The organism is Streptomyces sp. NPDC102514 (assembly GCF_055584525.1).
In genome coordinates this window covers 21,776-42,958 of the sequence record NZ_JBVJLW010000008.1, presented here as the reverse complement: position 1 = coordinate 42,958, position 21,183 = coordinate 21,776, and the positions used below count along the sequence as shown (strand labels likewise).

General features: G+C 70.4%; 20 protein-coding genes. 5 read left to right on the top strand and 15 right to left on the bottom strand.

Annotated elements, in window-relative coordinates:
- Positions 1-106: 106 nt before the first annotated feature.
- The gene (locus tag ACZ60E_RS21200) at positions 107-2,407 is read left to right on the top strand and encodes an ABC transporter permease (RefSeq protein WP_469442731.1); all 2,301 of its coding nucleotides are present in this window, start codon (positions 107-109) and stop codon (positions 2,405-2,407) included.
- Between the two features lie 81 nt (positions 2,408-2,488).
- Here the strand turns inward: ACZ60E_RS21200 and ACZ60E_RS21195 are convergent, their stop codons facing one another.
- Positions 2,489-3,424, bottom strand: a complete 936-nt coding sequence (locus tag ACZ60E_RS21195; protein ID WP_384812273.1) for a LysR substrate-binding domain-containing protein — start codon at positions 3,422-3,424, stop codon at positions 2,489-2,491.
- 201 nt (positions 3,425-3,625) lie between these two features.
- Between ACZ60E_RS21195 and ACZ60E_RS21190 the strand changes: the two genes are divergently transcribed.
- Positions 3,626-4,180 carry a peroxiredoxin gene (locus ACZ60E_RS21190; protein WP_384812270.1) on the top strand — a complete coding sequence of 185 codons (555 nt, stop codon included), beginning with the start codon at positions 3,626-3,628 and terminating at the stop codon, positions 4,178-4,180.
- 3 nt (positions 4,181-4,183) lie between these two features.
- Positions 4,184-4,717: an alkyl hydroperoxide reductase gene (locus tag ACZ60E_RS21185; RefSeq protein WP_366788400.1), complete on the top strand. Its 534-nt coding sequence runs from the start codon at positions 4,184-4,186 to the stop codon at positions 4,715-4,717.
- 143 nt (positions 4,718-4,860) lie between these two features.
- Here the strand turns inward: ACZ60E_RS21185 and ACZ60E_RS21180 are convergent, their stop codons facing one another.
- From ACZ60E_RS21180 to ACZ60E_RS21165, 4 genes are all read right to left on the bottom strand, one after another.
- Positions 4,861-6,201 (bottom strand): AI-2E family transporter, encoded by a 1,341-nt coding sequence (locus ACZ60E_RS21180; protein WP_469442334.1) that lies wholly within the window; start codon positions 6,199-6,201, stop codon positions 4,861-4,863.
- A 134-nt stretch (positions 6,202-6,335) separates the two neighbouring features.
- Entirely contained in the window at positions 6,336-7,034 is a 699-nt protein-coding gene (locus tag ACZ60E_RS21175) for an aggregation-promoting factor C-terminal-like domain-containing protein (RefSeq protein WP_453794152.1), read from the bottom strand.
- 437 nt (positions 7,035-7,471) lie between these two features.
- Positions 7,472-8,797 (bottom strand): PhoH family protein, encoded by a 1,326-nt coding sequence (locus tag ACZ60E_RS21170; RefSeq protein ID WP_107020261.1) that lies wholly within the window; start codon positions 8,795-8,797, stop codon positions 7,472-7,474.
- Between the two features lie 339 nt (positions 8,798-9,136).
- Positions 9,137-9,910, bottom strand: a complete 774-nt coding sequence (locus ACZ60E_RS21165; protein ID WP_384812259.1) for an isoprenyl transferase — start codon at positions 9,908-9,910, stop codon at positions 9,137-9,139.
- A 910-nt stretch (positions 9,911-10,820) separates the two neighbouring features.
- Between ACZ60E_RS21165 and ACZ60E_RS21160 the strand changes: the two genes are divergently transcribed.
- On the top strand, positions 10,821-11,978 hold the full coding sequence (locus tag ACZ60E_RS21160; RefSeq protein WP_469442332.1) for a winged helix DNA-binding domain-containing protein: 1,158 nt from the start codon (positions 10,821-10,823) through the stop codon (positions 11,976-11,978).
- A gap of 51 nt (positions 11,979-12,029) precedes the next feature.
- Here the strand turns inward: ACZ60E_RS21160 and ACZ60E_RS21155 are convergent, their stop codons facing one another.
- The gene (locus ACZ60E_RS21155) at positions 12,030-13,967 is read right to left on the bottom strand and encodes a heavy metal translocating P-type ATPase (protein ID WP_469442330.1); all 1,938 of its coding nucleotides are present in this window, start codon (positions 13,965-13,967) and stop codon (positions 12,030-12,032) included.
- Between the two features lie 67 nt (positions 13,968-14,034).
- Between ACZ60E_RS21155 and ACZ60E_RS21150 the strand changes: the two genes are divergently transcribed.
- Positions 14,035-14,385, top strand: a complete 351-nt coding sequence (locus ACZ60E_RS21150) for an ArsR/SmtB family transcription factor (RefSeq protein WP_189769352.1) — start codon at positions 14,035-14,037, stop codon at positions 14,383-14,385.
- A gap of 46 nt (positions 14,386-14,431) precedes the next feature.
- Here the strand turns inward: ACZ60E_RS21150 and ACZ60E_RS21145 are convergent, their stop codons facing one another.
- The 9 genes from ACZ60E_RS21145 to ACZ60E_RS21105 all read right to left on the bottom strand — a co-directional run bounded on the left by ACZ60E_RS21145 (position 14,432) and on the right by ACZ60E_RS21105 (position 21,160).
- Positions 14,432-15,202 (bottom strand): methyltransferase domain-containing protein, encoded by a 771-nt coding sequence (locus ACZ60E_RS21145; protein ID WP_469442328.1) that lies wholly within the window; start codon positions 15,200-15,202, stop codon positions 14,432-14,434.
- A 52-nt stretch (positions 15,203-15,254) separates the two neighbouring features.
- Positions 15,255-15,779, bottom strand: coding sequence for a GNAT family N-acetyltransferase (locus ACZ60E_RS21140; RefSeq protein WP_469442326.1), 525 nt, complete (start codon positions 15,777-15,779; stop codon positions 15,255-15,257).
- 52 nt (positions 15,780-15,831) lie between these two features.
- The gene (locus tag ACZ60E_RS21135; RefSeq protein ID WP_469442324.1) at positions 15,832-16,707 is read right to left on the bottom strand and encodes an LLM class flavin-dependent oxidoreductase; all 876 of its coding nucleotides are present in this window, start codon (positions 16,705-16,707) and stop codon (positions 15,832-15,834) included.
- 41 nt (positions 16,708-16,748) lie between these two features.
- Entirely contained in the window at positions 16,749-17,312 is a 564-nt protein-coding gene (locus ACZ60E_RS21130; RefSeq protein WP_384812312.1) for an OmpA family protein, read from the bottom strand.
- 62 nt (positions 17,313-17,374) lie between these two features.
- Positions 17,375-17,968, bottom strand: a complete 594-nt coding sequence (locus ACZ60E_RS21125; RefSeq protein WP_469442323.1) for a hypothetical protein — start codon at positions 17,966-17,968, stop codon at positions 17,375-17,377.
- 15 nt (positions 17,969-17,983) lie between these two features.
- Complete coding sequence (locus ACZ60E_RS21120) at positions 17,984-18,520, bottom strand: pilus assembly protein TadG-related protein (protein WP_384812309.1); 537 nt, start codon at positions 18,518-18,520, stop codon at positions 17,984-17,986.
- 92 nt (positions 18,521-18,612) lie between these two features.
- Entirely contained in the window at positions 18,613-18,816 is a 204-nt protein-coding gene (locus ACZ60E_RS21115) for a hypothetical protein (protein ID WP_384812306.1), read from the bottom strand.
- 141 nt (positions 18,817-18,957) lie between these two features.
- Entirely contained in the window at positions 18,958-19,710 is a 753-nt protein-coding gene (locus tag ACZ60E_RS21110) for a response regulator (protein ID WP_469442321.1), read from the bottom strand.
- Positions 19,703-21,160: a sensor histidine kinase gene (locus ACZ60E_RS21105; protein ID WP_469442319.1), complete on the bottom strand. Its 1,458-nt coding sequence runs from the start codon at positions 21,158-21,160 to the stop codon at positions 19,703-19,705. Before ACZ60E_RS21105 ends, ACZ60E_RS21110 begins: the two co-directional genes overlap by 8 nt.
- Positions 21,161-21,183 lie beyond the last annotated feature (23 nt).

Below are 21,183 nucleotides of genomic sequence, written 5' to 3'. Positions count from 1 at the left end.
CCCGTCGACGACCGCCGCCCCGCCCGAGGCTCCCCCGGAGCTGCCCGCCTGGGACGACCCGCGCCACGCGACCCCGATGCTGCGGCAGTGGTCCAGGGACCTCGCCATGGGCATCAAGTTCGCGTTCACCGGCGGTCGCGAGGGCTGGGTACGGGTCCTGCTCACCGGTGTCGGGGTAGGGCTCGGTGTGGCGCTGCTGCTGCTCACCACCGCCATCCCGAGCGCGATGCAGGCACGGTCCGACCGCGAGTACGCCCGCATGGACCTGGCGATGAACGGCGTCGAGCCGGCGAAGTCCGACAACACGGTGCTCGTCGCGAACGTCGACACCGAGTTCCGCGGCCTGGACGTACGCGGCCGTCAGCTGGAGCCGGAGGGCCTGCGGGCGCCGCTGCCGCCGGGCATCGAGAAGTTCCCCGCGCCGGGCGAGATGATCGTGTCCCCCGCGCTGAAGGAACTGCTGGACTCCAAGGACGCCAAGCTGCTGCACGACCGGCTGCCGTACCGCGTCACGGGAACCATCGGTGAGAGCGGCCTGATCGGCTCGGCCGAACTCGCCTACTACGCGGGCGGCCAGGACCTGGCGAAGTTCGACGAAGGCTCCCGCATCGTGCGCCTCGACACCTTCGGCGCGCGGAAGGGGCCCGCGGAGGAGATGGACCCGGTCCTTCTCCTGCTCGTCCTCACGGTCTTCGTGGTGCTGCTGATGCCGGTCGGCGTCTTCATCGCCGCGGCCGTACGCTTCGGCGGCGAGCGGCGCGACCGCAGGCTGGCCGCGTTGCGGCTGGTCGGCGCCGACGGCCGGATGACCCGCCGGATCGCCGCGGGCGAGGCACTCGCCGGAGCCTTCCTCGGGCTGGCCTTCGGTGTCGGTTTCTTCCTGATCGGCCGCCAGATCGCCGGTTCCCTGGAGCTCTTCGGGATCAGCGTCTTCCCGAGCTACCTCGACCCGACGCCCGTCCTCGCCGTCCTGATCGCCGTCGCCGTCCCGGCCGCCGCGGTGGCGGTGACGCTCCTCGCCCTGCGCGGCGTGGTCATCGAACCGCTCGGCGTGGTGCGTACGGCCAGGCCCGCGCGGCGCCGGCTGTGGTGGCGGCTGCTGCTGCCGCTGGGCGGCCTCGGCCTGCTCGCCCCGATGATCGGGAAGGGCAACGAGAACGGCGACTTCAACGAGTACATGGTGACCGGCGGTGTCGTCCTGCTCCTCGTCGGCATCACCGCGCTGCTGCCGTGGGTCGTGGAGGCCGTCGTGGCCCGGCTGAACTCGGGCTCGGTCTCCTGGCAGCTGGCCGTCCGCAGGCTCCAGTTGAGCAGTGGCACCGCGGCCCGCATGGTCAACGGCATCGCGGTGGCGGTGGCCGGCGCGATCGCCCTGCAGATGCTGTTCTCCGGTGTCGAGAGCGACTACACGAAGTCCACGGGCGAGGACCTCTCGCGCGCCCAGATGCAGGTCTCCGTACCGAAGTCCGTCTCCCTCGCGGACGCCCGGACCGAGCTCGCGGACACCCGCGGTGTGCGCGGCGCGGTCGCGCTGTCCGACCTCTCGCTGAGCGAGCGCGCGAAGAACCCCGACACGTCCTCGGGGATCACGGTCGGCGACTGCACCGCCCTGCGCGAGGTGGCGAAGCTGTCCTCGTGCCGCGAGGGCGATGTGTTCGCCGTGCAGGGCGCCGAGTACGACTCGGAGACCGCGAAGTTCGCGAAGCCCGGCCGCAAGCTCGTCATCGACCCCACCTACGACGATGTCGTGAAGGGCGCGGAGGTGGCCTGGACCGTGCCGAAGGGCATCAAGAAGGCCGATCCGCGCAAGGACCCGACGGGCTGGGAGCGGGGCGGTTTCCTGTTCACCACGAGCGCGTTGCCCGCCGCGGCGGTTCCGGCGAGCAGCGGGGTGATCTACCTCAAGCTCGACGGGACGGTCCCGGACGGACAGGAGATCGTGCGCAACACCGCGGCGAAGATCAACCCGCTCACCGAGCCCATGACGTTCACGGGAAGTCAGCGCTCGGACCGCTTCGACTCCATCCGCACCGGGCTGTTCGTCGGCGCCGCCTGCGTCCTCGCGCTGATCGGGGCGAGCCTGCTGGTCTCCCAGCTGGAGCAGTTGCGCGAGCGCAAGAAGCTGCTCTCGGCGCTGGTCGCCTTCGGCACCCGGCGCCGCACTCTGAGCCTGTCGGTCCTGTGGCAGACCGCGATCCCGGTCGCGCTGGGCCTGCTCCTCGCCTCGGTGGTGGGCCTCACGCTGGGCGCGGTCCTCCTGAAGATGACGGCCACGCCGGTGACGGTGGACTGGCTGAGCGTGCTGGCCATGACGGGCATCGGCGCGGTGGTGGTCCTGGCCGTGACGGCCCTGAGCGTCCCACCGCTCCTGCGCCTGATGCGCCCGGACGGCCTGCGCACGGAGTAGCCCCCGGAGGGGTCCGTCATCGCCGGTCGCGCCGTTCCCCGCGCCCCTTCAGGGGTGGCCGCGCCGTTGCCGGTGCGGGTGTCACAACACCCGTACCGGCAACGGCTTCAGCTCTTCCCGGAGCGCCCCCGCCAGCTCCCCGTACTCCCCCGCCCGCGCAGCCCCACCCCGCATCGCCAGCGCGATCCGCCGAGTGGGAGCCGGCTCCGCGAAATACCCGGTGAGCAGCTGACTGCTCCGAGCGGTCTCGACCGTGACGGCCGTACGGGGCAGCAGCGTCACCCCCAGACCACCCGCGACCAGTTGCACCAGCGTGGAGAGCCCCGCCGCGGTCGTCGTGACCGGCGCGTCCGCCCGCCCGGCCTCCCGGCAGATGTCGAGCGCCTGGTCCCGCAGACAGTGCCCCTCGTCCAGCAGCAGCAGATTCAGCTCGCGCAGCGCCTCACGCGGAATGCCCTCCCTGCCGCCCAGCCGGTGGTCCAACGGTGTGACCAGCACGAAGTCCTCGTCGAACAGCGGAAGTTCCACGACCCCGGGCACTCCGAGGGGCACCGCGAGCAGCAGCAGGTCGAGCCGGCCCGTGGTGAGCCCGTCGAGGAGGTTCGACGTCTGCTCCTCGTGGACCTGGAGGTCGAGCGCCGGATAGCGGTCGTGGACGAGTCGCAGGACGGTCGGCAGCAGATACGGCGCCACCGTCGGGATCACCCCGAGCCGCAGCACCCCGGTGAACGGCGCCCGTACCGCCTCGGCCTCCTCCATCAGCGCGCCCACCTCGTCGAGCACCGCCCTGGCCCGTACGACCAGCCGCTCGCCCGCCGGTGACAGGATCACCTTGCGGGTCGTACGCTCCAGCAGCGTCACACCGAGGGTCTCCTCCAGCGCCGAGACCGCGCCGGACAGCGCGGGCTGGCTCATGCCGAGGGCGGCGGCCGCGTCCCTGAAGTGCAGATGCTCGGCCACCGCGGCGAAGGCGCGCAGCTGCGAGAGGCTGGGCTGCCTCTTCCTGACGGGGGGCAACGGGGGTCCTCTCGCTCGTCTGTCCACTCACGCGTACCGGCGCACGCGCCTGCACCGCTCACGTGCACTGATAGCTGTTTCCGATCAACACGACCGAGTGTAGCTATTTCCCTAATCAATGCACTCTGTGCCACGATCATGGACGTCCAACCCATGGGAAAACCCCGCAAAATAGGGTTTTCTTCGTTACAAGGAGAGCGCGTGCTCACTGTCGGTGACAAGTTCCCCCCGTTCGATCTGACTGCCTGTGTCTCGCTGGAGAAGGGCGAGGAGTTCGAGCAGATCAACCACAAGACGTACGAAGGTCAGTGGAAGATCGTCTTCGCGTGGCCCAAGGACTTCACCTTCGTGTGCCCGACCGAGATCGCCGCCTTCGGAAAGCTGAACGACGAGTTCGCCGACCGTGACGCCCAGGTCCTCGGCTTCTCCGGTGACTCCGAGTTCGTGCACCACGCCTGGCGCAAGGACCACCCGGACCTGACCGACCTGCCGTTCCCGATGATGGCCGACTCGAAGCACGAGCTGATGCGTGACCTCGGCATCGAGGGCGAGGACGGCTTCGCCAAGCGCGCCGTCTTCATCGTCGACCAGAACAACGAGATCCAGTTCTCCATGGTGACCGCCGGCTCCGTCGGCCGTAACCCCAAGGAGGTCCTGCGGGTCCTGGACGCGCTCCAGACCGACGAGCTGTGCCCCTGCAACTGGACCAAGGGCGAGACCACGCTCGACCCGGTCAAGCTCCTGGCCGGTGAGTGACCCATGTCCCTCGACGCGCTGAAGTCCGCGATTCCGGACTACGCGAAGGACCTCCGGCTGAACCTCGGTTCCGTCATCGGCAACTCCGACCTTCCGCAGCAGCAGCTGTGGGGCACGGTCCTCGCGTGCGCCATCGCCTCGCGGTCGCCGCGGGTGCTGCGCGAGCTGGAGGAGGAGGCCAACGCGAAGCTCTCGCCCGAGGCGTACACGGCGGCGAAGTCCGCGGCGGCGGTCATGGCGATGAACAACGTCTTCTACCGGACGCGGCATCTGCTCTCCGATCCGGAGTACGGGACGCTGCGGGCCGGACTGCGGATGAACGTCATCGGCAACCCGGGTGTGGAGAAGGTCGACTTCGAGCTGTGGTCGTTGGCCGTTTCCGCGATCAATGGGTGCGGGCAGTGTCTTGACTCGCACGAGCAGGTGCTTCGCAGGGCGGGTGTGGACCGGGAGACGATTCAGGAAGCGTTCAAGATCGCGGCGGTTGTGCAGGCGGTCGGGGTGACGCTGGACTCCGAGGCGGTCCTGGCGGAGTAGCTCCGCGGGGTCACTGTGTCCTCAAACGCCGGACGGGCTGAAATGCTTTCAGCCCGTCCGGCGTTTGAGGACAACGGGGGCGAGGGGGCGCAGCCCCCATACGTGGACGGGAACGGGTAGGGGCGGCGGGGGCGAAAAACCCTCTACGCCTGCGGCGATGGCGTGTCCTCCGGAGGCGGGGGCGCGGCTGTCGCCGCCGTCGAGCCGTGCGGCCCCGGCGCATACCGCAGCGCCGACTCACGCGAGTGGGACCGCAAGTACCCCACCACCGTGTTGGTGACCGCGACGAGCGGCACGGCGACCACCGCTCCGCCGATCCCCGCGACCATCCCTCCCGCCGCCACGGACAGTACGACGGCCAGCGGATGCACCCGCACCGCCCGCCCGAGGATGAAGGGCTGCAGGATGTGGCCCTCGATCTGCTGGACGGCCAGCACCACGGCCAGGGTCATGACCGCCGTGAAGACGCCCTGCGTGACGAGGGCGACGACGACCGCCAGCGCCCCGGAGATGACCGCACCGACCAGCGGGATGAACGCGCCGAGGAAGATGAAGACGGCGAGCGGGACGGCCATCGGGACGTCGAGGAAGAAGATGCCGAGTCCGATGAAGATGGCGTCGATCAGAGCGACTATCACCGTGCCGCGGACGTACGCGGTGAGGGTGCGCCAGGCCCGCGGCCCCGCTCCCGCCACTCCTGGACGTGCCGCCGCCGGGACGAGTTTGAGCGTCCACTCCCAGATGCGCTTGCCGTCGTAGAGCAGGAAGAGCGTGGAGAACATCGTCAGGAGGATGCCGGTGAGCGCCTCGACGATGACGGTGACGCCTTCGAGCCCGGCGGACGTGATCTCCTCGGTGTTCGCCCCGACCGCCTCGCGCAGGCTCTTGGCGATGTCCTTGATCTGGTCCTCGGTGACATGGAACGGGCTGTTCAGCAGCCAGCGCTGCAGCTCGTCGATGCCGTCCTGGATCTGGTCGGCGAGGTTGTTGATGTTCTCCATGACCTGCCAGACCACGAACCATCCGACCAGCCCCATGATGACGAAGCCGAGGATCGCGGTGAGCGCGGTGGCGAGGCCGCGCGGGAAGCCGTATCCGCGCAGCCGGGCGACCGTGGGCTGGAGGAGGGCGGTGATGAGCAGCGCGGCGACGAAGGCCAGGACGACCAGTTGTACGGCGCTGATGACGCGCATCAGCACCCAGACGGTGCCTGCGAGGACCAGCAGCCGCCAGCCCGCTTCGGCCGCGACCCGCATCCCCCAGGGGACGGCGGTCGCGGGATCGGGGCGGACGTGGACGACCGGGCCGTCGGGGGACGCCCCCGACAGGGACGAGGACGAGGTGTCCGTACCGACGGCTTCGTCCTTGTCGATCTCGTCGATCTCGTCCGCCTTCTCGGCTGCCGCGCGACGCGCGTCCAGCCGCTCTCCCACTTCGGTGAGTCCGGCACCGATCCGGCCGAACCAACCTGGCACTCGCGACATGAACCGTCCTCTTCCCCCGTTGCTCCCCACCACTCCTCCCTGGAGTCCCTGGAGACGTCGGCATCGACCGTACATGGCAGAAGCCCCTCACCGTAGGACGGTGAAGGGCTCCGCGAGGTTGAGCCGCCGGCGGCTCAGTAGTAGTTGTTGGCCTGCCAGAAGTCCCAGGCGCCGCACGGGCTGCCGTAGCGGCCGTCCATGTAGCTCAGGCCCCACTTGATCTGCGTCGCCGGGTTGGTCGCCCAGTCGGCACCGGCCGAGGACATCTTCGAACCCGGCAGGGCCTGCATGAGGCCGTACGCGTCGGAGGTGGGGTTGTCGGCCTGGTAGTTCCAGCTGGACTCGTGGTCGACGATCCGGCTGAAGCACGCGAACTGGTCCGCCGGGACGAGCTGGCGGGCCATCTCCTGGACCTCGGCGGCGGTGTACGACGCCTTGACCGTGAAGCTGGCGGCATCACGCGTGGCGGAACGGCTGGCGACCTTCTCGGCCTCCTTGCGCTCCTTCGCCTCTTTCTCGGCCTTCTCGGCGGCCTGCTGCTTGGCGACCGCGTCCTTGGCCGCCTGCTTGCGCGCGGCTGCTTCGGCGTCCTTCTTGGCTGTCGCGTCAGCCGCGATGGCCTGGGAGTCGGCCTGCTGAGTCAGAGAGGCGGTCTGCACCTGCGCCTGCGCGCCCGCGGGTATGTCCGCGAGGAGCGTGGCGCCGCTCGCCGTTGCCTCGGCGTCATCGCTCGCCGGTGCGGTGCTGCCCGAGGCAACACCCGTTACAGCGCCGACAGCGGTGACTGCGGTGGCCGAGGCCACTGCGAGCCCACGGACCGAAATCCGGCTCACACGGTTTCCTTCCAGCATCGACCGCTACAGGTGACCCTCGCGGACGCAATCTTGCCCCCTGACACTGGCCTCCCAACTGCGGGGTCACGGGAGGCACGGGCCCGGTGGGCAACTCCCCTGCGGGGAGCGCCGCTTGGTGCGCGGGCGGCATACGACGGCGTTATGGAGTTCTGAGGTTCTTGCTGTGCTGTGCCGCTGGGGGTACAGCTGTGTCGCATGCGGGGCCTGACAGGAGTGAGACTCTGCCGTACCCCGGCGCCGGGAGGCAATTCTGTGCCGGGTGTGAAAGCTCACACCTCGTTTGCCTCAGAAGTTTTTCGGAAACGAGCGCGCACGACGACGCCGCCCGGCTAGGCTCTTCGCCTTTGCCGGACGGCGCCAACTGCCGTGCAGCCACCACCCGTCGGACAGACCCGGACGGGTGGGGGCAGCCGGGATCAGATCTGTCCGTCCTCCAGCATTTCGGTCACAAGGGCGGCAATCTGGGACCGCTCGGACCGGGTGAGTGTGACGTGCGCGAAGAGCGGATGCCCCTTCAGTTTCTCGACGACGGCCACCACTCCGTCGTACCGGCCGACCCTGAGGTTGTCCCGCTGGGCCACGTCATGGGTGAGGATCACCCGTGAATTCGAGCCGATTCGGGACAGAACGGTCAACAGGACGTTCCGCTCCAGGGATTGCGCCTCGTCGACGATCACGAACGCGTCGTGGAGGGAGCGGCCCCGGATGTGCGTGAGCGGCAGGACCTCCAGCATGCCGCGCGCGGTGATCTCCTCGATGACCTCGCGGCTGGTGACCGCGGAGAGCGTGTCGAAGACCGCCTGCGCCCAGGGGCCCATCTTCTCGGACTCGGAACCGGGCAGATATCCCAGCTCCTGCCCGCCGACCGCGTACAGCGGCCGGAAGACCATCACCTTCTGGTGCTGGCGCCGTTCGAGCACGGCCTCCAGGCCCGCGCACAGGGCGAGCGCCGACTTTCCGGTGCCGGCCCGGCCGCCCATCGACACGATCCCGATGTCCGGGTCGAGGAGCAGATCCAGCGCGATGCGCTGCTCCGCACTGCGGCCCTTGATGCCGAAGGCCTCCCTGTCACCGCGTACGAGCCGGACGTTGCCCTCGGCCGTCACACGTCCCAGCGCCTTGCCGCGCTCGGACTGGATCATCAGACCCGTGTGGACGGGGAAGTCGGACGCCTCGGGGACGTACAGGCTCTCCTGGTCGAAGAGGAGGTCCACCTGCTCGCCGGAGAGCGTCAGTTCGGACATTCCGGTCCAGCCGGAGGAGCCTGTGATGGCGAGTTCCGCCCGGTACTCCTCGGCGAGGAGCCCGACCGAGGAGGCCTTGATCCGCAGCGGGAGGTCCTTCGACACGACCGTGACGTCGAAACCCTCCGCCTGCAGATTGCGGGCGACCGCGAGGATGCGGGAGTCGTTGTCCCCCAGGCGATAGCCGCTCGGCAGCACGCTGGGGTCCGAGTGATTGAGCTCGACACGGACCGTCCCGCCCAACTCCCCCGTGGGGATGGGGGCGTCGAGACGGCCATATTTCACCCGGAATTCGTCGAGCAGGCGCAGGGCCTGCCGGGCGAAGTAGCCGAGTTCGGGATGGTGCCGCTTGGCCTCCAATTCCGTGACCACGACGATCGGCAGCACTACTTCGTGCTCGTCGAAGCGGTTCATGGCGTGCGGGTCGGCCAGCAGGACGCTGGTGTCGAGAACATAGGTGCGCCGGTCTGGCATACGGCGCTTTGTGCTGGTCACCACGGAAGGACGTACCCCCTCGGATGAGGTCGGGGAGCGACGGAGGAGAGGTGGACCGGTTTCCGGCACCGATGCACGGGCCATGAACCGGCCCTCCGCCTCGTCCGTACTGACCGCACGGTCGCGCTGGTGCAAAGGGCCTCCCGGGCGGACGGCCCCGTGCCGTCCGCTGAGATCCGACACCCGTGATTCGGGCGTCGACCTGGAGGCTTTATGCCCTCGATCGAGCCATGCCATGCCAGCACACATGACGGCGCCCTGGTGAACTCCTCATTACTTCCACCCCAAAGGACCAATCCCCGGTCCCGCGGCAGCCCCTGGCGGCGGGGCCGCCTCAGTCCCTCATCCGCCGTAGCGCCGGTGGCGGGCCGCGTAGTCGCGCAGGGCACGCAGGAAGTCGACCTTGCGGAAGGCCGGCCAGAAGACCTCACAGAAGTAGTACTCGGAGTGGGCCGTCTGCCAGAGCATGAATCCGGACAGCCGCTGCTCGCCGCTCGTACGGATCACGAGATCGGGGTCGGGCTGGTCGCTGGTGTAGAGGTGCTTGCCGATCATGTCGACGGTGACGTCCTCGGCGAGTTTCTCCAACGAGGTGCCCTTGTCGGCATGGTCGAGGATCATCGAGCGCACGGCGTCGGCGATCTCCTGCCGGCCGCCGTAGCCGATCGCGACATTGACGAGTATTCCGCCGACGTGCGCGGTGGACTCCTCGGCCTCCTTCAGGACGCCCTGCATCCGCGAGGGCAGGATGTCGGGCGTGCCGACGTGGTGCACGCGCCAGCGGCCGTCGGCGGCGAGGGAACTCACGACGTTCTCGATGATGCCGAGCAGCGGTACGAGTTCTTCCTCCGGGCGGTCGAAGTTGTCCGTGGACAACAGCCAGAGGGTGACGACCTCGACGTCGGTCTCGGAGCACCAGCCGAGGAATTCCTCGATCTTGTGCGCTCCGGCCCGGTGCCCCTGGGCGGCGGTGCTGCCGGCGGCCTTCGCCCAGCGCCGGTTGCCGTCCATGATGACCCCGATGTGCTTGGGCACCTGGTCGTGGTCAAGGTGGCCTTCCACCCTGCGTGCATAGAACCTGACCAGCAAGCGGCGCAGGTTGTCGCGCAGGTTCACGTTTTCGTCAGCCCCTCCGTGCAGATGGCAGTCCCCGAGGCCGACACCCTACCCCCGCCGGAGCGCCTCTCCCCCTAGGGGTACAAGGGCTCCCCGGCCGAAGGACGGACCGGGAGCGGACCGCGCGAGGACCGTGCGGGGACCGCGTGCGGACCGGGAGCGGACGGGGGGTGGGCCGGGAGCGAGGGCGCCCGGCTCGGCACGGCGGCGGCCCTGGGGCGTACGCCCGGCGCGTGTCGGCGCACAAAAAAACGGGCCGGTCCGTGGGGGGGAGACGGACCGGCCCGAGGGGGGGTTTCCACCATAACCCTTCGTAAGTGATGTCGCGCGCATCGGCGTGCCACAACTACTCTCCGGAGTCGGCTGACGTCGTCTGCGTGGGAGTGGAAGCGTTCATTCAGTGGCAGATCATGGCCGATTCACAGCGAATTCGAAGGAGATCGAGGAGAATTCGAAGAGAACCAGGGGGTTCGCACGAGGATATGGCGCGTTGACCCATCCGCCTCGGACGTACGCCCCAAGAGTGACGCGGCCGGGTGGCGACCGCCTCCGCCCCCGGGAATCAAGGGGTGTGGCGGGCACCGCGCAGCCCCCTCCGCAGCGCGGTGCCGTCCCGCGCAGCTTTGCTGGCGCGAATTGCCTTGGACCGAACTTACGGGACCCGCGAGAGCGGAATGAGCCAATCGGCATAACGATGTGGAAACTCTGTGTGCGTTTCAGGGATTTTTGCAGCCGACCCGCCCGACCCCCGGAAGGAGTTGACGCTATTTGCTCCCTCTTGAGTCTTTACAGCAGGTAATTTCCGTCACTCGTCGATTGATTACCATTTGACCGCATGTGGACGTCAGGTTGTGCGGCCGTCGGCCTCAGCGGCCAGGATCTGACCTAGTTCCCCTCTAGCGTCCCCGCCATGACATCGAAGTTCACGAGGGTCACCTGGGACGAGGCGAGCGCGCGGCGCCACGGGCGTCAACTGCTGTCCCGGCCCGCGCGGTCCGGCACCTCCGTCGCCGCGGTCGCGTCCACGCTGCTCGCCGTGCACGCGCAGGTCCTGTCGGCGGCCGAGCTCTCCCTGGCCCTGCGGCTCGGCGGCGCGACCCGCCAGGACGTGCGGGCGGCGCTGTGGGAGGACCGGAGCCTGGTGAAGACGTACGGCCCGCGGGGCACGATCCATCTCCTCGCCACCGACGAACTCCCCTTCTGGACCGCCGCCCTGACCGCCGTGCCGCACGGCACGAGCCCGAACCCGGCGGTGCGCATGACCCCCGCGCAGGAGGAACAGGTCGTCGCCGCGGTCGGCGACGCCCTCGAAGGACGGCAGCTGACCATCGACGAGCTGTCCGAGGAGGTCGTGGCCCGCACCGGACCGTGGGCCGGGGACCTGGTGATGGAGGCGTTCCAGGGCAAGTGGCCGCGCTGGCGCCAGGTGATGCACCGCACGGGCCAGTCCGGCGCCCTGTGCTTCGCCCCCGACCGGGGCCGCAAGGCGACGTACACCCGCCCGCCGCACTTCGACCCGCTCCCCGCCGACGAGGCTCTCGCCCTCCTCGTACGCCACTATCTGCGCGCGTACGGTCCGGCGGCGCCGCAGCACTTCGCCAAGTGGGCCGCCGCGCCGCGGGGTTGGGCCGCCGCCCTCTTCTCGTCACTGGCCGCGTCCGGCGGGATCGAGGAGGTCGACTTCGAGGGGACACCGGCCTGGGTGGTGGCGGGCGACAAGGACTTCCCCACCGAGCCCGTACGGGGCGTGCGGCTCCTCCCCTACTTCGACGCGTACGCCGTCGCCGCCCAGCCGCGCGAGCGGATGTTCCCCGGCGCCGCCTACCGGCGGGCCCTGGCCGGCGGACAGGCGGGGAACTTTCCCGTGCTGCTCGTCGACGGGGTGGTCGCGGGGGTCTGGCACCAGCGGCGGCAGGGGAAGCGGACGACGGTGACGGTGGAGCCGCTGGGACGGCTGACCGGCGCGCAGGAGAAGGAACTGGGTGAACAGGTCGAGCGGGTGGGCGAGATCCTGGAGGCGAGGCCGGAACTGGTGGTGGGGAAGGTGACGGCCGGGGCGCACGCCTGACCGGACGAGAAGTGCGCGAGGACGAGTGCCCAGGGACGAGTGCTCGGGGACCTACTCGCGCCAGGCGCTCTCCCGCAGCAGCCGCAGGCCGTTGAGCCCGACCAGGATCGTGGAGCCCTCGTGGCCCGCGACGCCGAGGGGCAGCGGCAGATGGCCCGCGAGGTCCCAGACGACCAGGACGCCGATGAACGCCCCCGCCAGGCACAGGTTCTGCACGACCAGGCGCCGGGCACGGCGGGAGAGGGCGACCGCCTTCGGGACGGCGGTGAGGTCGTCGTGGACGAGTACGGCGTCCGCGGTCTCCAGGGCCAGGTCCGAGCCCGCGCGGCCCATCGCGATGCCGGTGTGGGCGGCGGCCAGGGCGGGGGCGTCGTTCACCCCGTCGCCGACGAAGAGCACCCGGCCGCCCAGATCCCGTACCGCTTCGGCCTTCTCGTGCGGGAGCAGACCGGCGCGTACGCCGTCGGAGGGGATGCCGGTCCGCTCGGCGATGGAGTGCGCGGCCCGGGAGTTGTCGCCGGTGAGGAGGGTGGGCGGGGCGGTGGTGAGGCGGTTCAGCGCGGTGACGGCTTCGGGGGCGCCGGGGCGGAGCCGGTCGGCGAGGAGCAGCCAGCCCGCGCGTACGCCGTCCACGCGCACCACGACCGCCGTGCCGTCGGTGTCGGGGACCGCCGCCCCCTCGCCGAGACGCTCGGGCGAACCGACCGCCACCTCGCGTCCGGCGACGGTCGCGGTGACTCCGCAGCCGGGCGCGGACCGGAAGTCGTACACCTGCTCGTACGCCTGCTCGCGGGTCCCGCCGTGTGCCTCCTCGCGCGGGAGGTCGTGCGCGGCGGCCACGATCGCGCGGGCCAGCGGGTGCTCGCTGCGGCGCTCGGCGGAAGCCGCGAGGGAGAGCAGCTCGTTCTCCGAGAAGCCGGACTCGGGGAGGATCTTGACGAGGTGCGGGGTGCCCTCGGTGAGCGTGCCGGTCTTGTCGTAGGCGACCCGGTCGCTCTGCCCGAGGCGTTCCATCACGACGGCGGACTTGATGAGCACGCCGTGGCGGCCCGCGGTGGCGATGGCCGACAGGAGCGGCGGCATCGTCGCCAGGACCACCGCGCACGGCGAGGCGACGATCATGAAGGTCATGGCGCGCAGGAGCGCCCCGGTGAGGTCGGCGCCGAGGGCGAGCGGAATCGTGAAGACGAGGACGGTGGCGGCCACCATGCCGAGCGCGTAGCGGTGTTCGATCCGCTCGACGAAGAGCTGGGTGGGGGCCTTCGTGCGGGACGCCTCCTCGACGAGGGCGACGACCCGCGCGATGACCGTGTCGGAGGGGTCGCGCTCGACGCGGACGCGCAGGGCGCCGGTCCCGTTCAGTGTCCCGGCGAAGACCTCGTCGCCGACCGCCTTCGGTACGGGCAGGGGTTCGCCGGTGATGGTCGCCTGGTCGATGTCGCTCGTACCGTCGAGAACGCGGCCGTCGGCCCCGACGCGCTCACCGGGCCGTACGAGGATCACGTCGCCGACGGCGAGCGCGGACGCCTCGACGGTTTCCTCCCTCTCCCCCTCGTCCGCCGCGCCCCCCACGGAGTGCAGCCGGGTGGCCGTCGGGGGCGCAAGACCGAGGAGGCCGCGGACGCTGTCCTCGGTGCGGGCGGTGGCCAGTGCCTCCATCGCGCCCGAGGTGGCGAAGATGACGATGAGCAGCGCGCCGTCCATGACCTGCCCGATCGAGGCCGCGCCGAGCGCCGCGACGATCATCAGCAGGTCGACGTCGAGGGTCTTCCCGCGCAGCGCCCTGAGCCCTTCGAGCGCGGGCTCCCAGCCGCCCGCCAGATAGGCGGCGGCGTAGAGCGGGCCCCACAGCCAGGGGGTCGCGCCCAGCAGTTGGAGCGGGAGCGCGACCAGGAAGGCCGCCGTGGAGACGGCGGCCCAGCGGGCTTCGGGCAGGGCGAGGAGACGGGTGTCGGAGGGCTGCACGAGCGCCACCATACAGGAACACATGAATACATCTTCATCTATGCCTGATGGATTTCGATGGTCGGCGCGGTCGTCTCGCTACGATGTCGGCATGGGTCATGGAGTCGATGCGAAGAGCAGCATCCGCGACCGTCTGGACGCCGTCGGCGCCGCGGACGTCGCGGCGACGCTCCAGGCCCTGGCCACGCCGTCCCGGCTGCGCATCCTGGCGCGCCTGCGGGAGGGCCCGTGCGCGGTAGGCGAACTCGCCGAGGCGGCGGACCTGGAACAGTCGGCGTGCTCCCACCAGCTGCGGCTGCTGCGGAACCTGGGACTCGTCACGGGAGAGCGGCGCGGCCGGTCGATCGTGTACGCGCTGTACGACCACCACGTGGCGGAACTGCTGGAGCAGGCGCTGCACCACGTGGAGCATCTGCGGCTGGGGCTGCGGGACGAGGCGTGACCGTCCTGACGTGACCGTCTCGGTGTGCGGGCCGGGGCGGGGCTGGTCAGGCTTCGGGCTTGCGGGCCTCGATGAGGTGGCGGGTGCTGTGGGCCACGAACGGGCCCTCCGTCTCGATCTGCTCGTGCAGGCGCAGTAGTTGCCGCCGGTACCGGTCGACGGTGAAGTCCGGCACCATCCACACCACCTTCCGCAGGAAGTGCACGACGGCCCCGATGTCGTGGAACTCCATCCGCAGCCGCGCCGCCTTCAGGTCGACGATCCGCAGACCGGCCGCCTCGGCGCCGGCGCGCTCGCGGTCGGGGTGGCGGGTGCCGCGGCCTGTTTCCGGATCACCGGCCCGCGGGCCGAGGAAGTACTCGACGATCTCGAAAGCGCTGCGGGGGCCCACGTGCTGGGCGAAGTACGTACCGCCCGGTGTGAGGACGCGGGCGATCTCCGTCCAGTGCGGCGTCACCGGGTGCCGGCTCACGACGAGGTCGAAGGCCCGGTCACCGAACGGCAGCGGGGCGTCCTCCGCGGCGGCCACGACGACCGCACCGAGCGGATGGAGCAGGGCGGTGGCCTTGGCGACGTTCGGGGGCCAGCCCTCGGTGGCGACCGTGAGCGCGGGCAACTTCCCCGCGGAGGCCAGGACTTCCCCGCCGCCGGTCTGGATGTCGAGAGCGGCGTCCGCGTGGGCGAGGCGCTCTCCCATGGCGCGCGCGTACCCCCAGGAGGGCCGTTCCTCGGTGGCCCGCCCCTCGAACCACGAGAAGTCCCACCCCTCGGTGGGGGCGGCCTCGGCTTCGGCGACGAGTTCTTGGAAGGGCCTCATCGGGCGATGGTGACAGGAGGTGCGTGCGGGGCGCGACAGGTTTCCTGCGGGGCTACTCCCGTGTCGGGGACCCGTCGGGTACCGGCTCCTCGTCGAGTACGAGGAGGGCGTGGACGTCCTCCCCGTGGCGGACCGTGCCGGTGTGGCGGAAGCCGTGGTGTTCCAGCAGGCGGACCGAGGCGGTGTTCTCGGTGAAGGGGTCGGCGTAGAGGGGGCGGTTGCTCTCCTCGCGGAGGAACAGGGCGAGGGCCCGGGTGCCGATGCCCCTACCCCAGTAGGGCCGCCCGAGCCAGTACCCGACGAAGCGCCGGTCCTCCTTCCCGTCTCCGCCCGCCTCCCACCAGGCGACGATGTGACCGGCCGGGGCGCCGGCCACGTCGACCGTCCGTACGAGGACGGTGTCGTCGCCGAGGATGCGGGTGGCCCAGTGGGTCATGAAGCGCCCGCGCGGCCGGGCGGGGAATCTCGACCGGCGGGTCGCCTCGGGGTCCTGCTCCTGTTCGAAGAACGCCTCCAGGTCGGCTTCCGCCACGGGTCTCAGCCGTACGTCCGCTTGGGTGTGCGCGTGTTCGGTCATACCTGGGGAGTCTGGCAGGGGGCACTGACAGTCGCCGTGCCGTGGCCGTCACTCAGGGCACAAGAGGGCGTACCTCTTCGGCGGTGAAGCGGATGAAGCCCTCGGGGTCCGGTTCGTCCGCGGTGGGCTGGAGGACGACCGTATCGGCGCCCGCCTCCGTGAGGCGCTGCACGGCCTTCGCGACGGCGCCGGCGTCCCCGGCGACACCGAGGTCCGGGACCGATGCCACGCCCTCGGCTTCCAGTTCGGCCTGGAGACGGGCGGCGGCGCCGGGGCCGGTGGCGGTGAGGAGGTAGACGACGACGGTGTGCGGGGCGTCGGTACGGGAGGCCGACGCGCGCCCCTCGTCGATGAGCTGACGGGCCTTGCGTACACCGTCGGGTGGCGTACCGGCGGTGAGGATCGTGCCGTCCGCGGCCTCTCCGGAGAGCTTGAGCGAGCGGGGGCCGGTGGCTCCCGCGAGGATCGGCACGGGCGCGGGCGGGGGCCAGTCGAGGGCGACGCCGTCGAGCTTCACGTACCGGCCGTCGGTGGTGACGCGCTCACCGGCGAGCAGGGCGCGCAGGGCGGCGAGGTACTCGCGCAGGAGCGTCACGGGCGACTCGGCCCGTGCGCCGACCTGCCCCATCCAGCTCTGCACGCCGTGGCCGACGCCCAGGACGGGCCGGCCCGGGAAGAGCCGGTGCAGGGTGGCGGCCTCCATGGCGGTGACGGCCACGTTGCGCAGGGGCACGGGGAGGAGGCCGACTCCGACGCGGAGCCGTTCGGTCCAGGCGAGGGCTGCCGCCGCGGCGGAGATGCCCCCTTCCAGGAAGCAGTCCTCCCACAGCCAGAGCTCCTCCAGCCCGGCGTCGTCCGCGGCGCGGGCCAGCTCCCGCAGACGTTCTGGTGGCAGTTGAGGCCGAAAGACAGCACCGAGTGAGGTCATGGCCTGTTCCTACCCGGGGGGTGGGCGGGGCCCACACCGTTTCAGCCCTCCTTCGGGAACGTGACCTCCACTCGGCGGTTCTTTCTGCGGCCCTGTTCCGAGGTGTTGTCGGCGATCGGGTAGTCCTCGCTGTAGCCGCGGACCACGAAGGTGACGTTCATGCCGCCCAGGTTCGAGGCCAGTCGCTCGTGCACGACCTCCGCCCGCCGCTTGGAGAGGGTGAGGCCGTGGGCGTACGAGCCGAGGTTGTCCGTGAAGCCGAAGACGCGGACGTTCGTGGCCTTCTGGGACTTGATCTCGTTCGCGATCGCCGCGATGCGGGCGTTCCCCTCCGGGTTCAGCTTCGAGCTGTCCTTCGGGAAGAGGACCTCCGCCTGGAGCGCGAACGTCACGTTCTCGTTCGTGTCCTCGCGCCGCTCCTCCCCGCCGAGGTCCTCGACGACCGACTTGATGTCGAGCACCCGGGCGCCGGCGAGCGTCGCGCCGTCGGCCAGCTTCAGCCCCGGGCTGTTCGCGTCCACCTCCGGTGGCGGGGACGTGCTGACGCTGCCCGGCGGGGCGCTCGGGTCCTCGTCCTCCGCCTGGGCCGCGGTCAGCGGCGTCATGAAGACGAGGGTCGTGAGGGCGGTGAGGGTGATCGACGTGGTGCGGAGGGTGAGGGGCATGGTCACTCGCCCTCGGAGATCTCGACGGCGGCCGGGGGCATCGAGCCGACCTGGAAGGAGACCTTGGTGGTGTCTTCGGGTGGGGCGGGGAACTGGGCGAACCACTCCGTGGTCTCGCCCGACCGGACGCCACCGGTGAACCTGGTGCAGAGGCAGCGTCCCTCCGTGTCGCGCAGCACGAGGTACTTCTTCTTGCCGGTCTGGTCGACCAGGCTGGCCCCCGCGATGGACCCGCCGTTCCCGGCCAGCTCCCGCTCGTCGCCCCGCCAGTCCGCCGCCACCCACGACTTTCCGCTGTTGTTGGTCACCGTTCCCTCGACGGTGACGAAGCCGCCGTCGTCCCTGTTCGCCGAGGTGACGGCCAGTGTCAGGCCGCCGCTCTTCACTTCGGCCAGGATCTGCTGCTCGGAGGGCGACTCGGACTTCTCCTTGTCGTCACCCCCGTCGTTCTTCGCCGGTGAGGAGGACGACGTGTTCTTGTCCGAGCCCTCGTCGTCGCCACCTCCGCCGCAGCCGGCCACCGTGAGGACCAGCCCAGTCGTGATCGCCACGGCGGTCAGTACCGTGCGGCCCTTCGTGGTGCGCCGAATGTTCATCGGTACGGCTTCCTTTCACTCGGCCAGTTGCACAGAGAACAGCACGGACGCGTCGGGAAGGTCGTCCAAATCGAAATCTTCGGGGTCGATATCCAAAATGTCGCCGTCACAATCCAGTTCGACGACGTCCTTCGGATCGTCGGGCACGTCGAAGTCGCAGCGGGGTTTGATGACGGCCGCCGCGTCGGCGGTCGCGTGCATGCCCTCCGTGCCCGGAATGATCGAGTCCCCGACCGTGTAGTTGGTCTCGATCTGCACCTCGAAGCCGGGGAACCCGGCCGCGGCATAGGGTGCGAACCCCGTCACGCTCGCGTCGTTCTGGGCGGCCAGCTCACCGGCCGCGCCCGCGGCTCCGGCGCCGTCGAACCCGTCGCCGTCCAGCCAGTCCAGCCACTTGTCGTCCACGCCGATGGCGCCTTCCAGGCCTTCCATCAGCTCGTCCCTGGCGTCCTGCGCGGCCGCCAACGCGGCGGCGTCCGCCGCGGACTGTGCTCCGTTCCGGGCGGACGCCGCCTGGGCGAACGCGAAGAAGGCGAACGCGGCGAAGAGCAGAATCCCCGTCAGCCAGATGGAGACCGGGAGAGTCGAACCCCGGTCGCCGCGCGGCCGGCGGGGAGTTGCGGGACGTGCGGGAGCAACGGGAGTCAGCCGCCGATGACCTGATTGACCGCGTCCAGGATCGCGCCGGAGATCAGTCCGTCGAGACCCAGGCCGTCGATCAGGGTGAAGATCCCGGCGATCAGGATCATCAGACCCGCGTACTCCACGAAGCCCGCTCCCGCGTCCCGGTCCCGTCCGCGCATCCGGGAGGCCACGGTCCGGACCCGTCCGTGAAGCGCTCGCTTCAGCCCCGTGGACGTCTCCGGCTCCAGGTTGTTGGTCACAGTGATCCCTTCCCTCCCACCCAAAACCACTACCTTCCCGCGCACCGTACGTGAGAATCCGCCTACTGCGGGTGGGTCCAGGGGCCCAACTTCCGCTCGTCGGAGTCACCGGTTCCACCCCCCGTGGGCGGTGCCCAGCCAGCAGGCGATCGCTTCGCTGCGCGAAGAACTGTGCAGCTTTGCGAAGATGCGGTTGATGTGATTCTTCACCGTCTTCTCGCTGATGAAGCACGTGGCGGCGATCTGCTGGTTGCTCATGCCGGCCGCAATGAGATCCATGACCTCCACCTCCCGTGAACTCAGGTTGTGATCCAGGCGGTTGTGGCCGCGACGGTGGAGTCCCGTCGCGTAGCCGGGGCGAGCCTTCCACGACTGTGCCACAACCGATTGCAGCTGCGAAGAGGTTTGGTTCGGTTCGTACGAAACACCGAGCGAATCCGAGACACCGACGGAGGACGAGGTGAAGGTCGCCGTCCCGTCGCCCAGGTCCCGTACCGCCGTGATCAGTTCATCCGCCGTGAACTCCCCGTGCACGAGATAGCCGACCGCGCCCCGGCGCAACGCCTCGGCCACCACCTCGGGTTCACGGCTGTACGTCAGCATCATCACCGGGGCCAGCCGCGCCAGCCGGGGAAGCGCGGTCAGGCCGTCGGTGCCGGGCATGCGCACGTCCAGCAGGGTCACGTCGGGGCGGTGACAGGTCGCGGCGGCGACCGCCTCCGCGCCGTCGGCCGCCTGGGCCACCACCCGGATGTCGGGATGGACGTTCAGCAGGGCCGCGAGACCGGCCCGGACGACCGGATTGTCGTCGGCCACCAGCACGCGCAGGAGCGGGCCGGGAAGTGCCTGGTCAGGCATGAGCGGCCTCCTCTTGGGGAGAGCGTGGGAGAGGTGCGGGGACGGTGGGGGCGCAGAGGAGGGTCAGCGTGACCTCCGTGCCTCCGTGTGCGGTGCTGTGCAGGTGGAGCTCCGCGGCCACCGATGCCGCGCGCTCCAGCATTCCGAGCAGGCCGAAATGGCCGGTATTCGCCAGGACTCGTACGTCGTCCAGGGAGACGGCCGTGCCCTCGCCGTCGTCCCGCATCGTCAGGCGCAGGGCGGACCGCGAACACTCCAGCGTCACGCGTACGTGCGTCGCGTTCGCATGGCGGTGGGTGTTCTCCAGTGCCTCCGAGGCGATCGCCAGGAGTTGGCGGGGCGCGCCCGGAGGGAGGGCGAGGGCCGGGCCCGGCCGGTGGGGGCCCGGCCGGTGGACGAAGGTCGCCGCGATGCCCGTACGGGACTCGAACTCCGCGACCCTCGCGGCCAGTTCCGTCACCATGTCCATCGGCGGGTGGGACATCGCCGTGTGGGCCCGCAGATCCGTCAGGAGTTCCCTGGACTCCGTCGCCGCCCTGCGTGCCGCTCCCGCCACCGCGGTCGCCTGGGACTTGAGGGTCCGGGGGTTCGTCTCGTTGTCCGCCGCCACCGCCAGGGCCTCCGCCGACAGGGCGAGGCCGTGCAGGGTCTTCGCCACCGAGTCGTGCATCTCCCGGGCCAGGCGGGCGCGCTCGGACTCCACCGCCTCCGCCACCGCCAGGCGGGAGTTCGCCTCCGCGAGCGCCTGGCTGGCCGTGCCGAAGCGGAACATCAGGTTGCGCAGGGTGACGCCGATGACGCCCGCCGCGACGCAGAAGCCCGCGATCAGGAGGGTGCTCGCGCCGGCGCCCGGACGGTGGTCCCACGCCCTGAACACCGTCAGCAGGACCACCAGCTGGAGTCCCGTGAAGACTCCGGAGCCGCGCCAGCCGTAGAGGAGGCCCGAGAGGAGCGGGGTACAGACCGCGGCGTACGCGAGGGGGGACGCGGGGGACGCCGTGAGCAGGAGTATCGCGCCGAAGACCAGGTCCACCGCCATGAGGGTGGGGTGGGCGAGGAGTTGGGGGGCGCATCTGTCCCAGTCCCTGAGCATGGCGTACGAGCCCATCACTCCCAGGACCGCGGCGGTGAGGACCGCGTGGCGGGGGAAGCCGTCCGCGGCGTTCGCCGTCGCGAAGGGGGCGCCTATCACGATCAGGGTGAGGCGGATCGCGAATGCCTGGCGGCAGAGGGCCTGGAGGGCGTTGAGTTGGAGGCGGATGCTGCCCGGTGCTGCCGCGTCGTCCGCGAAGTAGCCTGTGGCCCACTTGGCGGAGCCGCCGGGGAGAAGGGGCGTTCGTCGGCTGCGGGCCGGTCGTGGCTGGGCGCGCCCCGCGGCGGAGCCGCCAAATGTCACAGCCCCGCGCCCCTTGAAGGGCCCCTGGCGGGGCGCCTTCGCGGGGCGCCTCATCGACGCGGACTTCCAGTTGCCGG